The sequence below is a fragment of the Aurantimonas sp. genome, from assembly GCF_964217435.1.
Classification (GTDB): domain Bacteria; phylum Pseudomonadota; class Alphaproteobacteria; order Rhizobiales; family Rhizobiaceae; genus Aurantimonas; species Aurantimonas coralicida.
Genome location: NZ_CAXPJM010000037.1, coordinates 26918 through 49072 on the forward strand (window position 1 = coordinate 26918; position 22155 = coordinate 49072).

At 68.8% G+C, this 22155-nt stretch carries 19 protein-coding genes; 10 read left to right on the top strand and 9 right to left on the bottom strand.

Annotated elements, in window-relative coordinates; translation table 11 throughout:
- Nucleotides 1-92: 92 nt before the first annotated feature.
- Nucleotides 93-785, top strand: a complete 693-nt coding sequence (locus ACEQX1_RS14160) for a GntR family transcriptional regulator (protein ID WP_051141661.1) — start codon at nt 93-95, stop codon at nt 783-785.
- A 109-nt stretch (nt 786-894) separates the two neighbouring features.
- Nucleotides 895-1851 (top strand): hydroxymethylglutaryl-CoA lyase, encoded by a 957-nt coding sequence (locus ACEQX1_RS14165; RefSeq protein ID WP_370196949.1) that lies wholly within the window; start codon nt 895-897, stop codon nt 1849-1851.
- 27 nt (nt 1852-1878) lie between these two features.
- Here the strand turns inward: ACEQX1_RS14165 and ACEQX1_RS14170 are convergent, their stop codons facing one another.
- A complete protein-coding gene (locus ACEQX1_RS14170; RefSeq protein ID WP_230788325.1) occupies nt 1879-2529 on the bottom strand; it encodes a flavin reductase family protein in 651 nt (216 codons plus the stop codon).
- 6 nt (nt 2530-2535) lie between these two features.
- Complete coding sequence (locus ACEQX1_RS14175) at nt 2536-3486, bottom strand: amidohydrolase family protein (protein WP_370195064.1); 951 nt, start codon at nt 3484-3486, stop codon at nt 2536-2538.
- 115 nt (nt 3487-3601) lie between these two features.
- Between ACEQX1_RS14175 and ACEQX1_RS14180 the strand changes: the two genes are divergently transcribed.
- The 3 genes from ACEQX1_RS14180 (at nt 3602) to ACEQX1_RS14190 (ending at nt 7562) form a co-directional block, all read left to right on the top strand.
- Nucleotides 3602-4552 carry a TAXI family TRAP transporter solute-binding subunit gene (locus ACEQX1_RS14180; protein WP_370195063.1) on the top strand — a complete coding sequence of 317 codons (951 nt, stop codon included), beginning with the start codon at nt 3602-3604 and terminating at the stop codon, nt 4550-4552.
- A 78-nt stretch (nt 4553-4630) separates the two neighbouring features.
- On the top strand, nt 4631-6568 hold the full coding sequence (locus ACEQX1_RS14185; protein WP_370195061.1) for a TRAP transporter permease: 1938 nt from the start codon (nt 4631-4633) through the stop codon (nt 6566-6568).
- 10 nt (nt 6569-6578) lie between these two features.
- Nucleotides 6579-7562 carry an Ldh family oxidoreductase gene (locus ACEQX1_RS14190; protein WP_370195059.1) on the top strand — a complete coding sequence of 328 codons (984 nt, stop codon included), beginning with the start codon at nt 6579-6581 and terminating at the stop codon, nt 7560-7562.
- Nucleotides 7563-7595: 33 nt separating this feature from the next.
- Here the strand turns inward: ACEQX1_RS14190 and ACEQX1_RS14195 are convergent, their stop codons facing one another.
- Genes ACEQX1_RS14195 through ACEQX1_RS14205 form a run of 3 tightly spaced genes read right to left on the bottom strand, consistent with a single transcriptional unit; the run spans nt 7596 to nt 11978 of the window.
- The gene (locus tag ACEQX1_RS14195; protein ID WP_370196950.1) at nt 7596-9731 is read right to left on the bottom strand and encodes an acetate--CoA ligase family protein; all 2136 of its coding nucleotides are present in this window, start codon (nt 9729-9731) and stop codon (nt 7596-7598) included.
- Nucleotides 9728-10903, bottom strand: coding sequence for an acyl-CoA dehydrogenase family protein (locus ACEQX1_RS14200; protein WP_370195056.1), 1176 nt, complete (start codon nt 10901-10903; stop codon nt 9728-9730). Before ACEQX1_RS14200 ends, ACEQX1_RS14195 begins: the two co-directional genes overlap by 4 nt.
- A 22-nt stretch (nt 10904-10925) precedes the next feature.
- Nucleotides 10926-11978: an isocitrate/isopropylmalate dehydrogenase family protein gene (locus ACEQX1_RS14205; RefSeq protein WP_230788344.1), complete on the bottom strand. Its 1053-nt coding sequence runs from the start codon at nt 11976-11978 to the stop codon at nt 10926-10928.
- 154 nt (nt 11979-12132) lie between these two features.
- Between ACEQX1_RS14205 and ACEQX1_RS14210 the strand changes: the two genes are divergently transcribed.
- Nucleotides 12133-13500 carry an MmgE/PrpD family protein gene (locus tag ACEQX1_RS14210; protein WP_370196951.1) on the top strand — a complete coding sequence of 456 codons (1368 nt, stop codon included), beginning with the start codon at nt 12133-12135 and terminating at the stop codon, nt 13498-13500.
- A 72-nt stretch (nt 13501-13572) separates the two neighbouring features.
- Here the strand turns inward: ACEQX1_RS14210 and ACEQX1_RS14215 are convergent, their stop codons facing one another.
- Nucleotides 13573-15072: a tripartite tricarboxylate transporter permease gene (locus tag ACEQX1_RS14215; protein ID WP_370196952.1), complete on the bottom strand. Its 1500-nt coding sequence runs from the start codon at nt 15070-15072 to the stop codon at nt 13573-13575.
- A gap of 27 nt (nt 15073-15099) precedes the next feature.
- Entirely contained in the window at nt 15100-15558 is a 459-nt protein-coding gene (locus ACEQX1_RS14220; protein WP_370194474.1) for a tripartite tricarboxylate transporter TctB family protein, read from the bottom strand.
- Between the two features lie 195 nt (nt 15559-15753).
- Between ACEQX1_RS14220 and ACEQX1_RS14225 the strand changes: the two genes are divergently transcribed.
- Nucleotides 15754-16728 carry a tripartite tricarboxylate transporter substrate binding protein gene (locus tag ACEQX1_RS14225; RefSeq protein ID WP_370196953.1) on the top strand — a complete coding sequence of 325 codons (975 nt, stop codon included), beginning with the start codon at nt 15754-15756 and terminating at the stop codon, nt 16726-16728.
- A 255-nt stretch (nt 16729-16983) separates the two neighbouring features.
- Here ACEQX1_RS14225 and ACEQX1_RS14230 read toward each other — a convergent pair whose 3' ends face one another.
- The gene (locus tag ACEQX1_RS14230; RefSeq protein WP_370194476.1) at nt 16984-17883 is read right to left on the bottom strand and encodes an alpha/beta fold hydrolase; all 900 of its coding nucleotides are present in this window, start codon (nt 17881-17883) and stop codon (nt 16984-16986) included.
- A gap of 263 nt (nt 17884-18146) precedes the next feature.
- Between ACEQX1_RS14230 and ACEQX1_RS14235 the strand changes: the two genes are divergently transcribed.
- From ACEQX1_RS14235 to ACEQX1_RS14245, 3 genes are all read left to right on the top strand, one after another.
- Nucleotides 18147-19112, top strand: coding sequence for a Bug family tripartite tricarboxylate transporter substrate binding protein (locus ACEQX1_RS14235; RefSeq protein ID WP_370194477.1), 966 nt, complete (start codon nt 18147-18149; stop codon nt 19110-19112).
- A 78-nt stretch (nt 19113-19190) separates the two neighbouring features.
- On the top strand, nt 19191-19982 hold the full coding sequence (locus ACEQX1_RS14240) for an enoyl-CoA hydratase/isomerase family protein (protein ID WP_024352114.1): 792 nt from the start codon (nt 19191-19193) through the stop codon (nt 19980-19982).
- Nucleotides 19979-21175 (top strand): CaiB/BaiF CoA transferase family protein, encoded by a 1197-nt coding sequence (locus tag ACEQX1_RS14245; protein ID WP_370194478.1) that lies wholly within the window; start codon nt 19979-19981, stop codon nt 21173-21175. Before ACEQX1_RS14240 ends, ACEQX1_RS14245 begins: the two co-directional genes overlap by 4 nt.
- A gap of 19 nt (nt 21176-21194) precedes the next feature.
- On the opposite strand, the gene ACEQX1_RS14250 is transcribed toward ACEQX1_RS14245, so the two are convergent.
- Nucleotides 21195-22154 (bottom strand): D-2-hydroxyacid dehydrogenase family protein, encoded by a 960-nt coding sequence (locus ACEQX1_RS14250; RefSeq protein WP_370196954.1) that lies wholly within the window; start codon nt 22152-22154, stop codon nt 21195-21197.
- Between the last annotated feature and the right edge of the window lies 1 nt (nt 22155).

Genomic DNA, 22155 nt, shown 5'->3' on the forward strand with positions numbered 1-22155 from the left:
GGGCGGCGCCGGCGGGTGGGCCTGTGCTATGGTTCCGGTCGCACGCCCGGCATTTCGAAATGGGTGCCGTTTCCAACCGGATATGGACAGACATGAGCAAATCGGATGTCTCGCGCGGCGAGACCGCTTACCAGCAGTTGAAAGCCGCCATCCAGGCCGGCGAGATGCCGCCCGGATCGCGGGTCAGGGAACTGGAGATCGCCGAGCGTCTCGGCCTCAGCCGCACGCCGGCCCGCGAGGCGATCCGCCGGCTCGAGGCGGAAGGACTGATCTCCTTCACCCCGCGATTCGGCGCCGTGGTCTCCAAGCTCGATCACCAGGAGACCATCGAGCTCTATGACATTCGCGAGGTTCTGGAGGGCGCGGCCGCCGGCTTTGCCGCCCGTCACGCCTCGGTCGCCGAGATCGAGGAACTGGAAGAGCTGATCGCCTCGGAGGTCGACCATTTCGGCCAGTCGAAATCCATGGCCGACCTCAACCGGCTGATCCATTCGGCGATCTACCATGCGGCCCATAATCGCTTTCTCAAGCGGTCGCTGATCGGCCTGCGGGACTCCATGGCGCTGCTCGGCGGCACGACGCTGCGCCTGCCCGGGCGGGACGAGAGCGCCCATAACGAGCATCTCGCCATTCTCGCCGCCATCAAGGGGCGCGATCCCAAGACGGCGAACGAGGCGGCGCAGATCCATATCCGCAATGCCCAGCGCAGCCGCCTCAAGCTCATGCGCCAGGAATATCTGTCGCGCTCCAGCGATGAGGACGAGCCGGGCATCACCGACGACTGACCCCGACCGGCGCCGTGGCGCCCCACGGCCGGTATGGCGTCGGGCGCTCGCGCCGGCGTGGGCTTGGGGCCGTTCGGCGCGACGCCCGTTCAACACCAGGGAGACCAGCATGGCCGACTATCCGAAACGCGTGAGGATCAACGAGGAGGGACCGCGCGAGGGCTTCCAGTTCGAGAAGGGACCGATCGCGACGGCCGACAAGATCGCGCTGATCGATGCGCTCTCGCAGGCGCGCCTGCCGCAGATCCAGGTGGCGTCCTTCGTCAATCCGGCCCGGGTGCCGGGCATGGCGGATGCCGACGCCGTGGTCGCCGGCATCCGCCGCGCGCCGGGCACGGCCTACACCGCGCTGTGGCTGAACGAGAAGGGGTTCGACCGGGCGCTGGCCCATCGCGGCCAGCTCGATCTGAAAGGCTCGATCTCGATGGTCGCGTCGGAAAGCTTCATGCTGCGCAACCAGAACCGGGATTTCGCGGAGAACCGCCGGGTCCAGACGCGCATGGTCGAGCGCTATCTGGAGGCGGGGCTGACCGTCGAGCGGGCCTCGATGATGGCGGCCTTCGGCTGCAATTTCGAAGGCGAGGTGCCGGTCGCGCGGGTCCTCGCGGTGATGGCCGAGACCTTCGAGATCGCCGAGGAATGCGGCGTCACGATCAAGACCTATTCGCTGGCCGACACCATGGCCTGGGCGACGCCTGCCGCGGTGCAGCGGGTCGTCGGCGCGGTGCGCGAGCGCTGGCCGGATCTGAAGGTCGCGCTGCATCTGCACGACACGCGCGGCATGGGCATCGCCAACGCCTTTGCCGGTCTGCAGATGGGCGTCGACACCTTCGATGCCTCGGTGGCCGGTCTCGGCGGTTGTCCGTTCGCCGGGCACAAGGCCGCGGCCGGCAATGTCTGCAGCGAGGATCTGGCGTTTCTCTGCGAGGAGATGGGCATCGAGACCGGGATCGATCTGGAGGCCCTGTCGGAAGCGGCGCGGCTTGCCGAACAGGTCGTCGGCCATGCGCTGCCCGGCAGCGTGATGAAGGCCGGCCGCCTCAACGCCTATCGCCGCGCCGCCTGAGGCATCAAACGCGTCCGGGGCGGGCGGTCAGTCCGTTCCGGCCCGGTCGCGCCATTCCTCCAGCGACATGCGCGGCATGGAAAACCGCGTGCTCTGGCGCGAATAGAGGCTGGCGAACAGGCGGCCGAGCGGCTCGTAATTGTCGATGTCGACATTCAGCGTCTGCGGATCGACGAGACCCTCGCGCACATGGACGCAGAGCACCTCGCCCAGAACGATGTTGCGTCGGGGCGAGAATTTCAGCGTCTGCACCTCGCGGCATTCCAGCGCGATCGGGCTTTCCACGATCCGTCCCGGCCCGACCATGGACGAGGCGGCGATGGTCAGGCCCGCCGCGTCGATCTCGCTTTCCTCCGGCGGCAGGTCGACGGCACAGATGTTCATCCGGTCGGCCAGGGCGTCGTCGACGAGGTTGATGACGAATTCCTTTTCCCGCGCGATGTTGTTGGCCGTGTCCTTGTGCTCCCCGGCCGCATTCACCTGCAGGCCGAGAGCGACGATGGCCGGATCTTCCGACAGGACGTTGAAGAAGGAATAAGGCGCGGCGTTGTGATGGCCCTGGGGCGAGCGCGTCACGACCAGCGCGATCGGGCGCGGCACGATGGCGCTCGACAGGAGCTTGTAGCGCTCGCGCGGGGTCAGCTCGGCAAGGTCGAAACGCGTGGTGGCGTCGGTCATGTCATCTCAGGCGTAGAGGAGGGAAGGGGTGTCGACGAGGATCGCCCGCAGCGCCGCCGCGTCGCCCTCGCACCAGCCGGCAAGGACGTCGAGAAGGTCGGCGTCGTCGGGCATGATGCCGGCATGGTTGGGATGCGGCCAGTCGGTGCCCCAGACCAGCCGGTCGGGTGCGGCGGCGATGATGCGGGCGGCCATCGGCGCGACGTCCGGATAGCCGGGCGCATGGTTGGAGATCCGATAGGCGCCGGAAATCTTGGCATAGGCCTCGCCCGCCGCCAGCATGTCGCACAGGAGAACAAAGCCCGGATCGTCGGCGCCGCGGGAAGCCTGGGTGCGACCGAAATGGTCGATCACGAAGGGGATCGGCAGCCGCCGCAGCTCGCTCCGCAATTCCGGCAAAAGGGCCGAATCCACCCAGAGCTGGGCGTGCCAGCCGAACTGCTTCACCCGCTCGGCGAGAGGGAAGAGGTGTTCCTGGCCGACGCCACCGCGAAAATGCGGGCCGCCGGTCTGCTGCATGAGATTGATCCGGAAACCACGCACGCCGGCCCGGTGCATCGCCTCCAGCTCGGCATCCGAAATGGTGGAGTCGATCACCGCGATTCCGCGCAGCCAGCCATCGTCGGCGGCGTTGCCATTGGCTTCCGCGAGCGCTTCGATCAGAAGGCGGTTGTTGGTGCCGTAGACGGTGGAGGTGACGAAGACTCCCCTGGCAAGGCCGAGCCGGTCGAGCAGGCCGCGATAGTCCGCAAGCGTCGCTTCGGGCGCCATGTGGGTTGCGGTGTCGGCCGGCAGATAGCGATCATGGGCGCCGAAGAGATGGCAATGGCTGTCCCAGGCTCCCGCCGGGATCGTTGCGCGGGGCCGCCGGTCGCTGCTCAGCGGCGGTGCGCACAGGGGCTTGCCGTGGACCAGCCGTGGCGGAACGGTGGGGGCGTTGGAGCTGGCGGAAGCCATGGGCGGTCGCGATTTTCGTTGAAGTTGTCCTGAACGCTGGTATACATTTGCATCCTGTTGCGCGCAAGACGACGCCGCTGCATCGGAATTGTCGCCATTATACTGGGAGGTAAGCATGGCATTCACGACAGGAACGCTCACGCGTCTGATCGGCGCGCTCGGCATCGTCGCCGTTGCCGCCACGCCGATCACCGCCGTCGCGCAGGAGCGCATCACCATCGGAACCGGCTCCACGGGCGGGGTGTATTATCCGCTCGGCGGCGGCATGGCCGACATCTTCTCCAAGACCATCGACGGCGTGTCGGCGGCGGCGGAAGTCACCGGCGCCTCGATCGAGAATTCCCGCCGCGTCGGCGCCGGCGAGATGACGCTGGGGATCGGCAACGCCAACACGGTGTTCTTCGCCCGGAACGGGGAGGAGCCGTTCCGGCAGTCCTGGCCGCTGCAGGCGGTCGCCGCGCTCTATCCGAGTACCATCCAGATCATCGTGCGGACCGATTCCGGCATGGAGAGCATTGCCGATCTCGAAGGCAAGCGCGTTGCGGTCGGCCCTCCGGGCGGCTCGACCCGGGTGATGGCCGACGCGGTGTTCGAGGGGGCGGGCATCGACGTGCAGCGCGAATATCTCGACTTCACCGAGGCGACCGAGGCCCTCAAGGACCGCAATCTCGACGCGTCCGTGGTGCTGGCCGGCTTCCCGACGCCGACGGTGATCGATCTGGCCACCGCGGCCGAGATCAAGATCCTGCCGCTGGACAAGGCCGCCATCGCCGCCACGCACGAGAAATATCCCTATTATATCGAGGGCGTGATTCCGGCCGGGACCTATGAGGGTCAGACCGCGGACATCCCGACGATGGACATCTGGAACATCCTCTTCGTCAACGAGAAGACCGACGAGGAACTGGTCTATTCCATGACCAAGGCGCTGTTCGAGAATATCGGCGAACTGCAGGCGATCCATCCGGCGGCCAACCAGATCACGCCGGAATCGGCGGTTAAGACGCCGATCGATCTGGCGCCGGGAGCCCAGCGCTACTATCGCGAAATCGGCGCGCTCGACTGAGCCACGGTTTCGACCGAACAGCAGGGCGCGACCGGCGGGGCCGGCCGCGCCCATCCTGCTCCAGCCAGCGATGTTGCGATGTCCGACAAGTCAACTCCCGCCGCCGGCGTGCTGCTTGAGCGCGACCTCCTGCCCGCAGAGGACCCGGCCCTGGCCGCCGGTGCCGCCATCGGCGGCAACGGGCACTGGATGCTGCGGCTGATCGTCGGCATCGGCGTCGTCGCATTCACGCTGTTCCACCTCTACACCGCCTATTACGGCCCCTTCACCGCGCTGCAGCAGCGCGTCGTCCATGTCTGCGGCATCGCCGCGATCCTGTTCCTGTCGACGGCGGCGGTGAGCGGTCGCTGGCTGCGCACCGCGCTCATTGTCCTGGCGCTGGTGACGGCCCTGCCGGCACTCTATGTCTGCCTCGACTATCGCGAGATCATCGAGACCGCCGGCATCGTCACCGAGCAGCAGATCTGGCTCGGCGCGATCCTAATTTCCGTCGTGCTGATCGCCACCCGCATGGTCATCGGCTGGCCGCTGGTGATCATCGCCCTTCTCGCGCTGGCCTATGCCGCCTTCGGCAACCTTCTGCCGCCGCCGATCGGGCATACGGGCTACGGCATCGACCGCATCGTCTCGCATCTCTACCTGACCACCGAAGGCGTCCTCGGCACCCCGGTCGGCGCCTCGGCGACCTATATCGCCGTCTTCGTCCTGTTCGGCGCGCTGTTGCAGACCACCGGCATGGGCGACGTCTTTATTGGCTTCGGCCATGCGCTGACCGGCCGCAAGAAGGGCGGGCCGGCCTATGTCGCCGTGATCTCCTCGGCGCTGTTCGGCTCGATCAACGGCAGCGCCGTCGCCAACGTCGCCAGCACCGGCACCTTCACCATCCCGCTGATGATCCGCACCGGCTACAAGCCGCAGACGGCGGCGGCCATCGAGGCGGCCGCCTCGTCGGGCGGGCAGATCATGCCGCCGATCATGGGCGCGGCGGCCTTCCTGATGGTCTCCTTCACGGGCATTCCCTATGTCGAGATCATCAGCCACGCGCTGTTCCCGGCACTGCTGTATTTCGGCGCGGTGTTCGCGGCGGTGCAGCTCCATGCGGCCCGATACGACGTGAAGGCGGTCGCTGCGGCGGACCTTCCGAATTTCCGGCATCTTCTTCTGACGCGGGGCTACATGCTCCTGCCGATCCCGATCCTCCTCTACTTCCTGCTCGACGGCTACACGCCCTATCGTGCCGGCTTCTATGCCATCGTGGCGGCGCTGGTGCTGGCGATGTTCGCCAGATCGTCGCGACCGACCCCGGCGCGGCTGATGGCGACCTGCCGGGCCGCGGTGGCCGGGCTGCTGCCGGTGGCGACGGCCTGCGCCTGCGCCGGCATCGTCATCGGCATGCTGACCCTGACCGGGCTCGGACTGAAGCTCTCCGGCCTCATCGTCGACGCCAGCGGCGGCTCGCTCTTCATCGCGCTCTGCCTGACCGCGGTCGCCTCGATCGTGCTGGGCATGGGACTGCCGACCGTGGGCGTCTATCTGCTTCTGGCGGTGCTCGTCGCACCGGCGCTGACCCAGATGGGCGTGCCGCTGATCGCCGCGCATCTCTTCATCTTCTACTACGGCCTCGTCTCGGCGATCACGCCGCCCGTGGCGCTGGCGGCCTATGCAGCGGCGGCCATCGCCAAGTCGAAACCGCTGGAAACCTCCGTGGAGGCGTTCCTGATGGGGCTCGCCAAGATCGTCGTGCCCTTCGTCTTCGTCTATGGCCCGGAAATCCTCCTGATCGGCACGACGGGCGACATCGTGGTCGCCATCACATCGGCCTTCGTCGGGGTCTATGCACTGTCCATCGCCACCACCGGCTGGTGGGGCGGACCGCTCGCCCCGTGGCGGCGCATCGTCGTCGGGGCGGGGTCGGTGCTGATGATGATGCCCGGCCTGTGGACCGATCTTGCGGCGATCCCGGTGATCCTCGCGCCGCTCTATCTGCTGCGCCCGACCAACCCCAAGCCTGCATGAGACGAACGACATGACTGCAGACGAACTGCGCGCCCTCGCCACCCGGGCGATCGCGGCGAACGGCGCTCCGCGCAAGATCGCCGAGACGGTCGCCGATGTGCTGGTGGAAGCCGATCTTCGCGGTGTCGCGTCCCATGGCGTGGCCCGCCTGCCCAATTACGTGGCGCGGGCGAGGAAAGGCCTGATCGATCCGGCCGCCGAAGCGACGATCGTCAGCGACGCCGGCGGTCTGGTGATCCTCGACGGCAACAACGGCTACGGGCCGACGGCCGCCATGCGGGCCGTGGAGTTGGCGGTCGAGCGGGCGGCGGCCCACGGCGTCGCCTGGATCTCGGTGCGGGGCTCCAACCATTTCGGCCTCGCCTCGGCCTATACCCAGCGGCTGGCGCGCCGGGGCTGCGCGGCGATCGTCGTCTCCAACGCGCCGCCGGCCATGGCGGCGATCGGGGGCAAGCGACCGGTGCTGGGCACCAACCCGGTGTCGATCGCGGTGCCGGGCGCCGAGCCGCCCGTCACGCTGGACATGGCGACGACCGTGGTGGCGCGCGGCAAGATCCGCCGGGCCGCCGCCGAGGACCAGCCGATCGCCGAAGGGCTCGCCCTCGATGCCGACGGCCGGCCGACGACCGACGCCCATGCCGCGCTGGCCGGGACGCTCGCCCCGATCGGGGGACCGAAGGGATACGGTCTGGCGCTGATGATCGAATTGCTGACCGGCTTCTTCGCCGGCGGCTCGGCCGCGACCGAGCTCGGCGAATCCAGCGATTTCTCCCGTACGGCCGGAACCTGCTTCACGCTGATCGCGGCCCGTACCGACCATCTGGGAGAGCCCGACGCGCGGCTTGCGGCGATCACCGGCATGATCCGGGCATCGGGCGAGCCGGGCGAAGTGCTTCTGCCGGGCGAGATCGAGGAGCGGCGCAGCGCCGCGAACCGCGAGAGCGGGCTGTCCATCCCGGCCAAGGTACTGGCGGAGATCGACGCGCTTCTGTGACGGACGGGACACGCGTGGCTGAAGGGGCACCCCTCAGTCGCGGGTGTCCAGCGCCGGGTCGCGGGGAGCCATGCGGATGACCGCGTCGAGGGCGAGGATGCCGCGCGCATGTTCGCGGACCAGCACGGGATTGATCTCGGCCTCGGTCACGCGCGGCTCCGCGGCGAGCTGCGACAGGGCGACGAGACCGTCGGCCAGCGCGTCGAGATCGCCTTCCGGCGCCCCGCGATAGCCCCGCAGCAGCGCAAAACTCTTCACCGATGCGATCATGGCGCGCGCGCCGTCACGCGAGACCGGGGCCGGGCTGACGGCGAGGTCGGCGAAGATTTCCGTCATCACGCCGCCGAGCCCGACGCTGACCATCGGGCCGGTAACCGGGTCGCGTGTAAAGCCGAGAATGGCTTCGCCCAGGCCGCGCGCCATCTGCGCCACCATGTAGCCCCTGATCCGGGCCTCTGGCACCTGCCGGGCGAGATGGGCGCGCATGTCGAGAAGTGCGGCGGCGACGTCGCTGCGACCGGCAAGATCCAGCCGAACGGCGCCCGCCTCCGATTTGTGCGGCAGATCGGCCGAGACCGCCTTCAGGACATAGGGCCCGGCAAAGGGCAGATCGGGCAGAGGCTCGTCGGCCCCCACATGCAGGCATTGCGGTCCGGCGATGCCGAGCGTCGCGAAGATGTCTGCCGCGGCGATTTCGTCGGCCAGCCCTTCGGGCAGCGCCGCGAGCCGCTCCGTGACGGCGTCGGGCAAGCGGGCGGGACCCGGCGGCGCCGGCGCGGGATCGGCGAGAAGCGCCGCAACGGCCTGGGCACAGCTTTCCACCGTCCGGAAGGCCGGCACGCCGCCATCGTTGAACAGCGCCAGGCTCTCGGGCGCGTGCGGGACCGGCATGGCGATCACCGGTGCGGCCTCCGGTCCAAGCTCGGCGACCGCGTCGACAATGGGCCGGACGGCGATCTCGGGATTGAACTGGGCCGAGGAGCCGATGGCGGCGACGATCAGGCCGGTCTCTGGATCGCTCGCCAGCGCGGCGACCACGGCCTTCATCGTCTCGTAGCGGGCCCCGGCGAAGGTGACGTCGACGATCAGTCCGGGCTTGATGGCGATCCCCTCGGCGCGAAGGGCGGCATCGGCGCGGGGCGACAGGCCGGCCAGCGCCGAGCTCCTGAGGGCGATGCCGTCATAGACCATGCCGCCGCCGCCGCCCGTCGTCGTCAGCACGGTGGCCCGCTTCGGGCGCGACGCGAGGCGGGTGCGCAGGGACAGGGCGCCGGCGGTCTCGATCATGCCCTCGAAACTGTCGGCGACGACGATGCCGTGATGGGCGAGGAAGCTTGCCAGGGCCCGCGGCCCGCCGATCATCGCGCCCGTATGGGACTGGGCCAGAGCCCGGCCGGCTTCCGAACGGCCAACGAGGAAGGCGGTGATCGGCTTGCCGAGGGCACGGGCGCGCGCCGCAAAGGCGGCGACCCTCTCGGGCCGGCGCAGGGTCTCGACGAACAGCGCGAAGGAATCGAAGGCCTCGTCCTCGACCAGCGCCTCGCCGAGTTCGCCGACGCCCAGCATCGCCTCGTTGCCGACGGACACGAAGGCGCCGAAGCCGCGCCCCGTGGCGGCGCCGCGCGACATGATGGCGCCGATCACCGAACCCGATTGCGACAGCACAGCAGTGCGCCCCTGGGGCAGGGCGTCGACGGCGAAGGCGGCATTGGTCGTGGCCGAAAAGCCCGCGGCCGACCCGACGACGCCGGTGGAATTCGGCCCGATCAGTGCAACGCCGGCCTCGCGCGCGGCGGCGACGAGCCGGGCCTGCCGGGCGATGCCCTCGCCGCCGGATTCGGCAAAGCCGTCGGCCAGGACGGTGGCGACCCTGACGCCGGCGGCGGCGCATTCGGCAACGGCGCCGATCGCCCGCTCCGTATCGAGCAGGATGTAGGCGTGGTCCGGCACCTGCGGCAGGGCGGCGAGGCTGGGCCAGGCCCTTGCCCCCTGCACGGTCTCGCGGCGCGGATTGACCGGATAGACGGTGCCGGCATAGCCGTGGCGGGCGAGAAACGCCTGCGGCCGGGCGGTCAGCCGGCCGGCGGTGTCGGAGGCGCCGATGATGGCGACGCTGCGCGGGCGCAGCAGGGCATCGACGAAGGCCGGGCCGCGTGCGCTGCCGGTCATGGCCGGGCGTCCGACGGTGCCGTCCGGGGCGGCCGTTGCGAGAACTTCTCGCCGAAGATTTCCTCGGCGATGCGGTTCTTCAGGATCTCGGTGCTGCCGCCGGCGATCATCCAGCCGCGGGTGCGGCGCAGGCAGTACTGGACGATATGGTCCTCGCCGAAGCCCAGCGCGCCCATCACCTGCAGCGCCTCGTTCGCGGCGAAATGGCCGGCCTCGTTGCAGGCGAGCTTGGACATCGCGGTCTCCATGGCGGAGGGCAGGCCGTCACCGGCATTGATCACGGCGCGGGCCAAAAGCAGTTCGGCCGCGTCGAGCTTCACCGCCATGTCGGCGAATTTCCACTGGATGCCCTGGAACTCGGCGAGACGGCGGCCGAACTGGCGCCGCTCCAGCGCGTGGTCACGGGCGACCTCGAAGGCAAGGCGGCCAAGGGCGACGGCCCGCGAGGCATTGCCGAGGCGCTCGACATTGAAGCCGGAGATCTGCTTCTTGAAGCCGCCGGGGCCGAGCAGGACGTTCTCGGGCGGCACGTAGAGATTGTCGAAATAGAGCTGGCTCCAACTCTCGCCGTTCATGTAGCGGACCGGCTGGCCGACGCTGAAGCCCTCCATGCCGCGCTCGAGAATGACCGAGCCGATGCCGGAGACGCCGGGCGCGAAGCGGCAGTAGCAGAGGATCAGGTCGGCGGAGCCCGAATGGGTGCCGAAGACCTTGGTGCCGTTCAGGCGGTAGCCGTCGCCGTCGGGCGTGGCGGTGGTCGCCAGTTCGGTCACGGCGGAACCGGCCTCCGGTTCGCTCATGCCGACCGAGATCACCGTCCGGCCGGCCAGCAGGCCCGGCAGCCAGCGCGCCCGCTGCGCGGCGGTGGCGAATTCCGACAGGGTGCGGATCGCGCCGAAATTGCCGGCCTGCACCACATCGGCGGAGCGGGGGCAGACCTGCGCGATTTCGCGGATGGCGATGACCGCGTCCATCAGCGTGCCGCCCTGGCCGCCATCGGCCTCGTCCATCATGATGCCCATCAGCCCCATGTCGACGAGTTTCTGCGTCGTGGCCGGATCGAGACCGTCGGCATTTGCGCGGGCAACCCGGCCCTCGGCCAGTTCGGCCCGGGCGAATTTCGCGACCGCGTCGCGGAACATGATCTGTTCCGGCGTGTAGAGGCTGTCCATGGATCGTCCTTTCAGCGGTGTCTCAGCGCGACAGGGCCCGAACGACCGCGTCGGCGAAGCCGGCGGTCGTTCCGTCGCCGCCGAGATCGGGCGTGTGGGTGGCGGGATCGGCAAGGGCGGCGGTCACCGCGGCCTCGATCGCCCTTGCGGCATCGGTCAGGAGCGGCTCGCCCCGCCGCGCTCCGAGCCATTCGAGGAGGAGGGCGGCCGAGAGGATGAGCGCCACCGGATTGGCGATGCCCCGGCCGGCGATGTCGGGCGCCGAGCCGTGGACGGCCTGCGCCACGGCGTGCTCCGCCCCGACATTGAGCGCCGGGGCGAGACCCAGCCCGCCGGCCAGTTCGCCGGCCTCGTCGGAGAGAATGTCGCCGTACATGTTGGTGGTCACGACGACATCGTAGACGGAGGCATCGCGCACCAGATGCGCCGCCATCGCGTCGACAATCACCTCTTCGAGCGACACCGTCGGATAGTCTCCGGCCACATGGCGCACGGCCTCCAGAAACAGGCCGTCCGTCTGGCGCAGCACATTGGCCTTGTGGACCGCCGTCACCTTGCGGCGACGATGCAGGGCGGCCTCGAAGGCGGCGCGGGCGATCCGCTCGCAGGCGCTTCGGGTGATCTTGCGCACGGCCAGCGCCATGTCGGGGCTCGGCATGAACTCGCCGCTGCCGGCGAACATCGAGCGGTCGGCGTAGAAGCCTTCGGTGTTTTCCCGGTAGATCACCAGATCCATCCGCCGGGCGGCGCCCGGCAGGCGCGACACGCTGGGCCGGATATTGGCGTAGAGGTCGAGCCCGCGGCGAATGCGGGCCGAGGGATTGGGCTGCCCCTCGGCATATTCGTAGGTGGCGAGCGGCGCCAGGATGACGCCGTCGGCGGCGCGGATCCGCGCTTCGCTGGCATCGGAAAAGGTCGTGCCCTCCGCCGCGAAGGCCGCCAGCCCGACCGGTATCTCGCTGAAGGAGAGGCCGAGCCCGAAACGGCGGTCCGCCGCCGCGAGCACGGCGAGGGTCGCCTCGGCGATCTCCGGGCCGATGCCGTCACCCCTCAGAACCGCCAGATCGATCGCCATGACACGCCTCCCCATGCTGTTGTCCGGCAAATGTTCGGTTGACCGGACAATTGGTTTGGGGTTCATTCGCACGGAATGAAGGCGGGCGGCAAGCCTTGCGGCACACGGGTCGCCGCCCTCGCCATCACCGGACCAGAATGGGAGGAAACCAGCCGTGCTTCTGAAAGAGATCGGGGCCTATGTCGCGCGCGAGCGCAGCTCGCAGCTGTCGGACAAGACGATCCACCACGCCAAGCGCGCGGTGATCGACTGGTTCGCGGCGACCATGCCGGGGACCGCGCAGGACCCCGGGCCGATGCTGCGCGCCGCGCTCGCCGAGGAGATCGGCCATGGTCGCGCCGTCGTGCTGCCGGGTGGCGCGTCGGCGCTGACCCGCACGGCCGCCTTTCTCAACGGCACGGCCGCCCACACCGCCGAGTTCGACGACATCCATCGCGACTCGGCGGTTCATCCCGGCTGCGCGACCATCGCGGCGGCGCTCGCCTGCGCCCAGACCACGGGCTGCGACGGCGAAACCTTCCTGCGCGGCGTGATCGCCGGCTTCGAGGTGTCGACGCGCATCGGCCTTGCGATGACCCGCGAGCACTACAAGTTCTGGCACGCGACCGCGACGATCTCGACCTTCGGCGCGTCGGCCGCCGCGGCGCTGATCCTCGGCCTCGACGAGGACGAGACGGCCCATGCGCTGGCGACGGCCGCGACGATGGCGGCGGGGCTGCAGCAGGCCTTCCGGTCCGACGCCATGAGCAAGCCGATCCATGCCGGCCATGCCGCGGAAGCCGGCGTCACCAGCGCGATGGCGGCCGGCAAGGGCGTCACCGGGGCGCTCGACGTCCTCGACGGGCCGGTCGGCATGGGGGCCGCGATGAGCGGGCGGGCCGACTGGTCGAAGGCAACCGCCGGGCTCGGCAGCGCCTACAATATCGAGGTCATGACCTTCAAGAACCACGGCTGCTGCGGCCATACCTTCGCGGCAATCGACGGGGCGCTGGTGCTGAAGCAGCAGCACGGCATCGACGCCGCGGACATCGACAGCATCCATGTCGGCACCTACCGGCCGAGCGTCGACATCTGCAACCGGCCCGACCCGCAGACGCCGGTCGATTGCCGGTTCAGCCTCCACTACGTCGTCGCCCATGCGCTGGTCCACGGCTCGGTCCGCCTCGCAGCCTTCGAGCCCGAGCGCATGGCGGACCCGGCGGTGCGCGATCTCCTGCCGAAGATCACGCTGGAGCTCGACGAGGACATCGATTCCCGCTTTCCCGGCCAGCGCGCGGCGCGGGTGACGATCGCCATGAGGAATGGCGAGCGCTTCAGCTTCCTGCAGCCGACCCGCAAGGGCGATCCGGACATGCCGCTGAGTGACGAGGAACTGTCCGACAAGTTCACCGAACTGGCCGGCTCCGTGCTGGCCGAAGCCGAAGCCGAGGCGCTGCTGGCGGCGCTCTGGGGTCTGGAGAAGCGGAGTTCCCTCGACCTGCCGGGTCTCCAGGCGAAGGCGGCGCGTGCCAGCGTCGCCTGACCACCTTCCGATGCAACGAAAAAGGCCGGGCCCCCGCGGGTCCGGCCTTTTTCATGTCCGGCGTTGCCCGCTTCAGGCGGGCGCCGTTCGGCGCCTGGCGATCATGTCGCGGATGATCGGGAAGGCCAGGACCAGCAGCGTCAGCACCGCGATGGTGACCGAGATCGGCCTAGTGACGAAGACCAGCCAGTCGTTCTGCGAGATGAGCAGCGCCAGCCTCATGTTCTCCTCCGCCATGGGCCCGAGGATCAGGCCGAGCACCGCCGGGGCAAGCGGGAAGTCCAGCCGCTCCATGGCGTAGCCCAGAAGGCCGAAGCCCAGCATCATGTAGAGATCGAACATGGAATTGTTGATCGAGTAGACGCCGACGGCCGTCAGGCCGGCGATGAGGGGCACCAGCAGCACCCGCGGCAGGCGCAGCACGTGGATGAACACGCGCGTGCCGATGATGCCGCCGATGAACATCAGCAGCGCCGAGGTCACGAACATCTGGATCATGAAGCCGTAGACAACGTCGGGATAGTCGCGGAACAGCGCCGGGCCGGGCCGCAGACCGTGGATCAGAAGGCCGCCGAGGATGACGGCGGCGACTGAACTGCCTGGCACGCCGAGGGTCAGGGCCGGCACGAGGGCTGCGGAATTGTCGGCATTGTTGCCGCATTCGCCGGCGGCGACGCCTTCCGGCGAGCCCTCGCCGAACTCGTCCGGCGTCTTGGAGGCGCGCTTGGCCTCGTTGTAGGACAGGAAGGCGGCGATGTTGCCGCCGGCGCCCGGCAGCAGGCCGACGATGACGCCGATGACCGACGAGCGCGTCCAGGTCTTCCACAGCCGCCGCCAGTCGTCGAACATGCCGTGGCTGGATTTCACCCGCAGCTTGTCGCGGCTGATGCCCGTCTTCACCGCCTCCTCGGCCATCGCGATGGCCGGCGGGATGGCGTAGAGGCCGGTCAGCAGCACGACGATGTTGAAGCCGTCATAGAGATTGATGTTGCCGAAGGTGAAACGCTGGGCGCCGGTGATCGTGTCGATGCCGATGCAGCCGATCAGGAGGCCGATGCAGGCGGACAGGACGCCCTTGATCGGGTTCTTGCCGACGAAGACGGCAATGGCCGACAGGCCGAAGATGCCGACCCAGAAATATTCCGCCGGGCCGAAGGCCAGGGTAACGCGGGCCAAAGGCGGCGCCAGCGTCATCAGGACGACGGCGCTGACCATGCCGCCGATGGCCGAGGAGACCACCGCGATCTGCAGGGCGCGGCCGGCCTCGCCCTTCTGGGCCATGGGGTAGCCGTCGAAGGTGGTGACGATCGAGGCCGGGGTGCCGGGAATGCGCAGCAGCACGGCCGGGATCGCGCCGCCATACATGGCGCCGTTGTAGATGCCGGCCATCATGCCGAGCCCGACCAGCGGATCGAGCCCGAAGGTCAGGGGAATGAGAACGGCGATGCCCATGGTCGCGGACAGGCCGGGCAGGGCGCCGATGGCGATGCCCAGCACCACGCCCGCCACCATGGCGAAGAGATTCGCTGGCTGGAAGACATAGGGAAGGGCGTGAAGGAGCGGTTCGAACACGTCAGGAACTCCGAATGGCCGCTGGTGTCAGTAGAACATGCCGTGCGGCAGCGGCCGCTCGAACACGAGGATGAAGACCACGTAGACCAGCACCAGGAAGCTCGCCGTGGCGGCGGCCAGAAGGCGATAGTCCCGGAAGCCGAGAGCGAGGGCGAGGGCGACGATGAGGATGGCCGTCGCCACGAAATAGCCGAGGGTGCTGATGGCCACGACGTAGGCGATGAACGCCCCGAAGGTGATCAGGAAGTTCCGCGAATTGCGGAAGAAGGGCTGGTTCAGCTTGGGGTCCGTGGCCGCCGCGGGGGCCCGGCCGGACCGCAGCGGCACCGTGCGCAGGAGCATCAGGACCGCGCACAGGGCCATGACGGTGCTGATCATCCGCGGGAAGATCATCGACTTGAAGGGCAGCGAACCCGAGGCGACGAACACGCTGACCGCCAGCAGCAGCAGCGCCACCGCGCCAATTCTGTCCTTGATGTAAGTCATCCTAAGTATCCGTTATTAGATTCCGGCATAAATTCTCTGGAATGCGCGGTTTTGTGCTTCGCGATCTGGCGATTCGTCTTCCATAAATCGCATTTTTCGTGATTTCAATGTTTACATCTTCATATGATTATTCCACGCTATTGCGATTCCCGGCGAGGTGCCGGGAAGTTCAGACCAGAAGCAGTGGAGGAAACCATGCGAATATTCAGGGCAATCGCGGCAGCGGGCCTGGCAGTGTCGGCGCTGGCCATGGGCGCGTCGGGCAGCGCCGCGGCCTACTATCCCGAGCGCAACGTCACCATGTATGTGGCCTACTCGCCCGGCGGCGGCACCGACGTCATGGCGCGCACCCTCATTCCCTATCTGGAGAAGTATCTGCCGGGCGACGGCTCCATCGTCGTCGAGAACAAGCCGGGCGCCGGTGGCGAGATCGGCTTCACCGCCATCGCGACCGCCGAGAATGACGGCTACAGCATCGGCATGATCAACGTGCCGGCCGTCGTCACGCCGCTGATCCAGCGCACGCCCGGCTACGACCTCGACAGCTTCGAAACCCTGGGCAATGTCGTTTCCGATCCCGGCACCATCGTCGTGCGCGAGGATTCCGAATTCCAGACGCTGGACGATCTCGTGACCTATGTCCGCGAGAATCCCGGCTCGCTTCCGATCGGCAATTCCGCCATCGGCGGCTCGACCCATACGGCGCTGCTGCGCTTCCTCGGCATGGCCGATCTGGAAGTGACCCATGTGCCGTTCCCGGGCTCCGCGCCGAGCCGCACGGCGCTTCTGGGCGGGCATGTGGCCGCGTCGATCATGGGGCTCGGTGAGGCCGGCCCGTATCACCAGGAAGGCAAGCTGCGGATCCTCGGTACCATGGCGTCCGAGCGCTGGGACGAAGTGCCGGAGGCCCCGACCTTCAAGGAACTGGGCTATGACATCGTGGCCGGCTCCGATCGCGGCCTCGTCGCGCCGGCGGGCATTCCCGAAGATGCGGCCACTGCGCTGGCCGAGGCCGTGCGCCAGGCGGTCGCCGATCCGGAGTTCCAGGAGGAGGCACGCAAGCAGCTCCTGCCGCTGAACTACCTGCCGCCGAAGGAGCACCGGGAGCATCTCGCCGAGACCCTGACCAAGATGGAAGAGGTCTGGGAGCGCACGCCCTGGGGCAAGTGACGCCCTGAACCGAACACCCCTGCCGCATTCGCTGCGGCGGGGGAACGGTCCGGACGACTGCGAAGGCCGGCGGGACCGCAGCGCGGACGCGCCGGCGCTGCCGGACGTTGTCATGCGCATGTCTCTGCCGGCCTCGAGCAACCGTACACTCCTCCCATGGCCAGCCGGCTGAACGCCGGTCTGCGACCGTTTCCCAGCTCCAGACTACGACGGTATACAGAAGTCTACAAGAGGTGGTCCAGCGTACAGTCGCGGTCAGCCGGGACTGGTCGCGCGCGCCATCCGCGTGGTGACGGCGTCCGGCGCTTCGTACGGGGCCCAGTGCCCGACACCCGGCAGCACGGCCTGGCGCGCGGATGGCAGCATGTCGCGCAGGATCGCGAGGCGCTCCTCATGTTGTGGGGAGACGACGTCGTGCTCGCCGTAGATGGCGGTCAGCGGGCAAGCGATGCGGGCGAGGGCATCGCCGAGCGCGGTGCTGCGGGAGACGAGACGGCTGGGCGTGCGCGCCCGCGGGACGTTCAGCGCCTGGATGCGAACCGCCAGATCGTCGATCAGCGCGGCGTCGTGGATCATCATGGCGGCGAGATTGTCCCGATGGGCCGCCATGAGCGACGCCTCGGTCGGGTGATTGCGGACCGACCGCGTGGCCAGGGGCCCGGTCGGCAGCAGCCCGAGGCCCGGCGCGCCGACGATCACCAGGGCCGTGGCCGAGGGGCCGAGCTGCGCCGCCATGGTCGCGGCGATGACGCCGCCGAAGGAGAAGCCGGCGAGGGCAACCGGCCGTTCCCCGCAGATCCTGTTCAGCCCGGCCAGCACCGGTGCGGCGACGGCTTCGGCCGCGGCGGTGCCGGCCGCCGGAGCGTCGTCGAGGCCGGCGGATTCTCCGAAGCCGGGCAGGTCCGGCACCAGGAGCCGGTGATGCCGCGCCAGCGCAGGGATCGCCAGCAACCAGTGCAGCCAGGAACCATGCCCGCCGTGCAGCAGCGCCAGCGGCGGCCCGTCGCCGAAGACCCGCCAGGCCATCGTGCCGGCGCCGCAAGGCGTCTCGAACCGCGTGCCCGCCTCTTCCACGGCGGCGATCACTGCATCCGGGTCCTCTTGCCGGCGGCCGGCGAGCATCGCAGCCGCGTGGTCCAGCGGGTCGTGTTGCATCGTCTGGTCAGTCCTTCACTGCGGGTTCGACGGGTGGCGCGGCGGACATGCGGGTCCCGCGACAGGCCGTGCGACGGGGGCGGGATCGGTGCGCCGAGCGGCGACGGGAATGATTGTATCCTATTGTGTTCTGTCGTGCGCTTTGTCTATGTTGCCACGACGCGATGCGGGAGGTCCATGCAGGGCGACAGGCAGCCGGCACCGGCTGCCGTCGCTTTCGGGAGCGCATCGACGGCAAGATTTTCCGAGTGGAGGAGACGACAATGAGCTTACGTACCAAGATCGCGGCAGCGCTGGCGGGCACGCTGATGCTGGCCGGCGCTGCCCATGCCCAGGGTTATCCCGAGCGGGACATCACCGTCATCGTCGGCTACTCGGCCGGCGGCGGTACCGACGTGATGGCGCGCACCGTGGCGCCGTTCCTCGAGAAATATCTCGGCAACGGCGTCTCCGTGGTCGTGGAGAACAAGCCGGGCGCCGGCGGCGAGCTCGGCTTCACCGCGATCGCCAATGCCAATCCCGATGGCTACACGATCGGGATGCTGAACATCCCGTCCTTCATCAACCCGATCATCGAGCGCGAGCCCGACTACACGATCGATTCCTTCGAGCCGGTGGCCAACATCGTCTCCGACGGCACAACGCTGGTCGTGCGCGAGGACAGCCAGTTCAAGACGCTGGAAGACTTCATGTCCTATGTGAAGGAGAATCCGGGCGTGATGCCGGTCGGCAATTCCTCGCTCGGCGGCGCCACCCACACCTCGCTGCTGCGGGTTCTGACGCCGAACGATCTGGAAGTGACCCATGTGCCGTTCCCGGGCGCCGCGCCGAGCCGCACGGCGCTGCTCGGCGGTCACGTCGCCGCCTCGGTGATGGGGATCGGCGAAGCCGCGCCTTACGTGACCGACGGGACGCTGCGGGCGCTGGCGACGATGCGTGCGGAGCGCTGGGACCAGCTGCCGGACGTGCCGACCTTCAAGGAGTTGGGCTATGACGTGGTCGCCGGCTCCGATCGCGGCCTCGCCGCACCGGCCGGCATTCCCGACGAGGCCCGCGACGCGCTGGTCACGGCCGTCGACAAGATGATGCAGGACGAGGAGTTCCAGGCGGCCGCCAAGAAGCAGGACCTGCCGCTGAACTTCCTGCCGCCGAAGGAATATGGCGAGCACATGCGCTCCACCAAGGAGCAGATGCAGGCGCTCTGGGAGAAGGCGCCCTGGATCCAGTAATTCGAGACCAGATTGCCAACCAAGCACGGCCCCCCGTCCGCGGGGGGCCGTTTGCGTCAACGGATCAGGACGACGACCATGCAGGACAGTAACGCAGCCATTCTCTGCGACGTGGCGGACGGCATCGCGACCGTCACCCTCAACCGGCCGGACAAGCGCAACGCCATCGACGACGCGACGCGCGTCCTGTTGATCGACATTCTCGAACGGCTGAACGTCCAGGAGGAGGTCCGGGCCATCGTCCTGACGGGGGCCGGCAGCGCGTTCTGCGCAGGCGGCGACATTGCCGGCATGAAGGCGCGGCTCGACGCCCCGATCGGGCAGGTCGGCATCAATGGCTGGAAGCGGCAGAAATCGACGCACCGGGCCATCTCGACAATGAACAATATCGACAAGCCGACGATCGCGGCGGTCAACGGACCGGCGTCGGGCCTCGGTTGCGATCTGGCGCTGGCCTGCGACTTCGTCATGGTCTCGGCAGAGGCCAGCTTCGCCATGGCCTATCGCAAGCGCGGCCTGATCCCGGATGGCGGCGGCCTGTATTTCCTGCCGCGGCGGGTCGGCCTGCCGCGCGCCAAGGAGCTGATCTATTCGGCTCGCACGGTCGCGGCGGACGAGGCGCTGGCCATCGGGCTGGCCGACCGGCAGGCGGCGGGCCCGCTTCTGGACGAGGCGCGCGCCTGGGCCGGGGAACTGACCCGCGGCTCGATGATTGCCATGGCGTTGTCGAAATCGATCCTCAACCGCGCCCTCGACCTGCCGGCGGAGCAGATCTTCGCCCTCGGCTCTGAGGCCCAGTCGATCTGCTACGCCTCCGACGAGCACCGCGACGCGGTGCGCGCCTTCCTCGACAAGAAGAGCGCCAAGTGACCGGCGCCGGCCTGGCGAGCCCGCCATTCGAGGGGCTGAAGGTCGTCGAGCTCGCGCAGGGCGTCGCCGCGCCCTATTGCGGCATGATGCTGGCCCAGAACGGCGCCAGCGTCACCAAGATCGAGCCTATCGGCTATGGCGACTGGAGCCGCGGCCTCGGCAAGCGGGTGGACGACTTTTCCGCCGAGGCGATTGTCCTCAATCGCGGCAAGCGCTCGCTGGCCCTCAATCTGAAGGCGCCGGAGGGGCGCGAGACGGCGCTGCGGCTCCTGGAGCAGGCGGATGTGGTGATCGAGAATTACCGGCCCGGCGTCACCAGCCGGCTCGGACTGGACTATGCCAGCGTGGCGGCCCGCAACCCGTCCGTTGTCTATGCCACCGTCACCGGCTTCGGCGAGACCGGCCCGAATAGGGACCTGCCGGCCACCGACACGGTGATGCAGGGCTATACCGGCTTCATGTCGATCAACCGCGATCTCGCCGGCGTGCCGCGCCGGCTCAACATGCTGGCGATCGACATCTCCACCGGGCTCTATCTCGCCCAGGCCGTGTCGGCGGCGCTCTACCGCAAGGCGGTCAAGGGCGAGGGCACGCATCTGCGCACCAGTCTGCTGGAATGCGCCATGGCCTTTCAGGAGGCGCGGATCGTCGCCGAGATCTTCGACGGCGCGGCGGTCAAGCCGGTCGGGGCGCCGGTCGGCACCTTCCCGACGGCGGACGGTTATCTGAGCCTCAATGCCCGGCGCGATGCCCATTTCGCCAAGCTGGTGACCATTACCGGCACGCCGGAATGGCTGGAGGATGCGCGCTTTGCGTCCGAACAGCAGCGCGTCGCCAATGCGGCCGACCTCAACGCGCTGGTCGCGCCGCATGTCGCCGCGCATCCGACGCGCTGGTGGCAGGAGAAACTGTCCGAGGCCGATATCCTGCACGCCAAGGTGCACGATTACCGTGAGCTGATGGAGGATCCGCAGGTCGTCGAGATGGAGGCGATCGGCTGGGCCGAACTGAACGGCCTCGGCCGTCTGCCGGCCACCCGGCTTCCGGGCCTGGCGAAGCCGTCGGAGCGGGATTCGGCGCTCGCCACACCGCCGAGGGTGGGGGAAGGCGGCCGTGCGGCACTGGCCGAGGCCGGCTTCGACGAGGCCGAGATCGCGGCGCTGGCCTCGAGCGGCGCGGCGGCTTTCGCCTGAACCGGGCGAAGCGGCGCGATCAGCCCAGCGACGGGGCGTCCGGCGTCAGACGACGGATGGGCGCTCCAGCCTGGAAGGCGGCGATGTTCTCGACCATCTGGCGGTAGAACACGCCCATGTTCTCGCGCGAGACATAGCCGACATGGGGCGTCAGGACGAGGTTCGGCACGCCGCGCAGCGGATCGTCCGCCGGCAGCGGCTCTTCGTCATAGACATCGATGGCGGCGCCGGCGATCCGGTTGTCCTGCAGCGCGGCAATCAGCGCCGGCGTCTCGACCAGCCCGGCGCGGGCAGCGTTGACCAGAAAGGCCGAGGGCCGCATCGCGCCGATCGCCGCCGCGTCGACGATGTGCCGGGTTCGCTCCGACAGGGTCAGATGCACCGTCACCACGTCGGCGGTTGCGAAGAGTTCGTGCTTGGAAACGCGGCGGGCGCCGCCGGCCGCGGCCGCTTCGTCGGTCAGGTTCTGGCTCCAGGCGACGACCTCCATGCCGAAGGCCGGCGCGATCGCCGCAACGCGGCTGCCGAGGCGGCCGAGGCCGACCACGCCGAGCCGCCGGCCGGCCAGAAGCGTGCCGAGCCCGGTCTGCCAGCCGCCGGCCTTCATCGCCGCGTCGTTCTGCGGGATGCGCTGGGCAAGGGCGAGGATCAGTGCCCAGGTGAGTTCCACCGTGCCGCCACCATGACTCTCGGTGCCGCAGACGATGATGCCGCGCTCGGCGGCCGCGTCGAGATCGATCCGCATGTTGCGGCGTCCGGCGGTGACGATGAGGCGGAGATCCGGCAGTGCCGCGATGACGTTGCGGGGCAGGGCCGTGCGCTCGCGCATCAGGCAGACCGCGTCGAAGCCGGCCAGCGCCTGTGGGAGATCCTCCTCGCGGATGTGGCGGGTGACGAAGGTGATCTTGGCGTCGAGCTGGTCCCAGTCCGCCAGGTCGCGGGCCGTGTCCAGCCAGTCGTCGAGTATGGCGATCTTCATC

What these genes read in the sequence shown, in the direction of transcription:
- ACEQX1_RS14160 (WP_051141661.1), top strand. Translation starts at nt 93, where the DNA reads ATGAGCAAATCGGATGTCTCGCGCGGCGAGACCGCTTACCAGCAGTTG.
- ACEQX1_RS14165 (WP_370196949.1), top strand. Translation starts at nt 895, where the DNA reads ATGGCCGACTATCCGAAACGCGTGAGGATCAACGAGGAGGGACCGCGC.
- ACEQX1_RS14170 (WP_230788325.1), bottom strand. Translation starts at nt 2,529, where the DNA reads ATGACCGACGCCACCACGCGTTTCGACCTTGCCGAGCTGACCCCGCGC.
- ACEQX1_RS14175 (WP_370195064.1), bottom strand. Translation starts at nt 3,486, where the DNA reads ATGGCTTCCGCCAGCTCCAACGCCCCCACCGTTCCGCCACGGCTGGTC.
- ACEQX1_RS14180 (WP_370195063.1), top strand. Translation starts at nt 3,602, where the DNA reads ATGGCATTCACGACAGGAACGCTCACGCGTCTGATCGGCGCGCTCGGC.
- ACEQX1_RS14185 (WP_370195061.1), top strand. Translation starts at nt 4,631, where the DNA reads ATGTCCGACAAGTCAACTCCCGCCGCCGGCGTGCTGCTTGAGCGCGAC.
- ACEQX1_RS14190 (WP_370195059.1), top strand. Translation starts at nt 6,579, where the DNA reads ATGACTGCAGACGAACTGCGCGCCCTCGCCACCCGGGCGATCGCGGCG.
- ACEQX1_RS14195 (WP_370196950.1), bottom strand. Translation starts at nt 9,731, where the DNA reads ATGACCGGCAGCGCACGCGGCCCGGCCTTCGTCGATGCCCTGCTGCGC.
- ACEQX1_RS14200 (WP_370195056.1), bottom strand. Translation starts at nt 10,903, where the DNA reads ATGGACAGCCTCTACACGCCGGAACAGATCATGTTCCGCGACGCGGTC.
- ACEQX1_RS14205 (WP_230788344.1), bottom strand. Translation starts at nt 11,978, where the DNA reads ATGGCGATCGATCTGGCGGTTCTGAGGGGTGACGGCATCGGCCCGGAG.
- ACEQX1_RS14220 (WP_370194474.1), bottom strand. Translation starts at nt 15,558, where the DNA reads ATGACTTACATCAAGGACAGAATTGGCGCGGTGGCGCTGCTGCTGCTG.
- ACEQX1_RS14225 (WP_370196953.1), top strand. Translation starts at nt 15,754, where the DNA reads ATGCGAATATTCAGGGCAATCGCGGCAGCGGGCCTGGCAGTGTCGGCG.
- ACEQX1_RS14230 (WP_370194476.1), bottom strand. Translation starts at nt 17,883, where the DNA reads ATGCAACACGACCCGCTGGACCACGCGGCTGCGATGCTCGCCGGCCGC.
- ACEQX1_RS14235 (WP_370194477.1), top strand. Translation starts at nt 18,147, where the DNA reads ATGAGCTTACGTACCAAGATCGCGGCAGCGCTGGCGGGCACGCTGATG.
- ACEQX1_RS14240 (WP_024352114.1), top strand. Translation starts at nt 19,191, where the DNA reads ATGCAGGACAGTAACGCAGCCATTCTCTGCGACGTGGCGGACGGCATC.
- ACEQX1_RS14250 (WP_370196954.1), bottom strand. Translation starts at nt 22,154, where the DNA reads ATGAAGATCGCCATACTCGACGACTGGCTGGACACGGCCCGCGACCTG.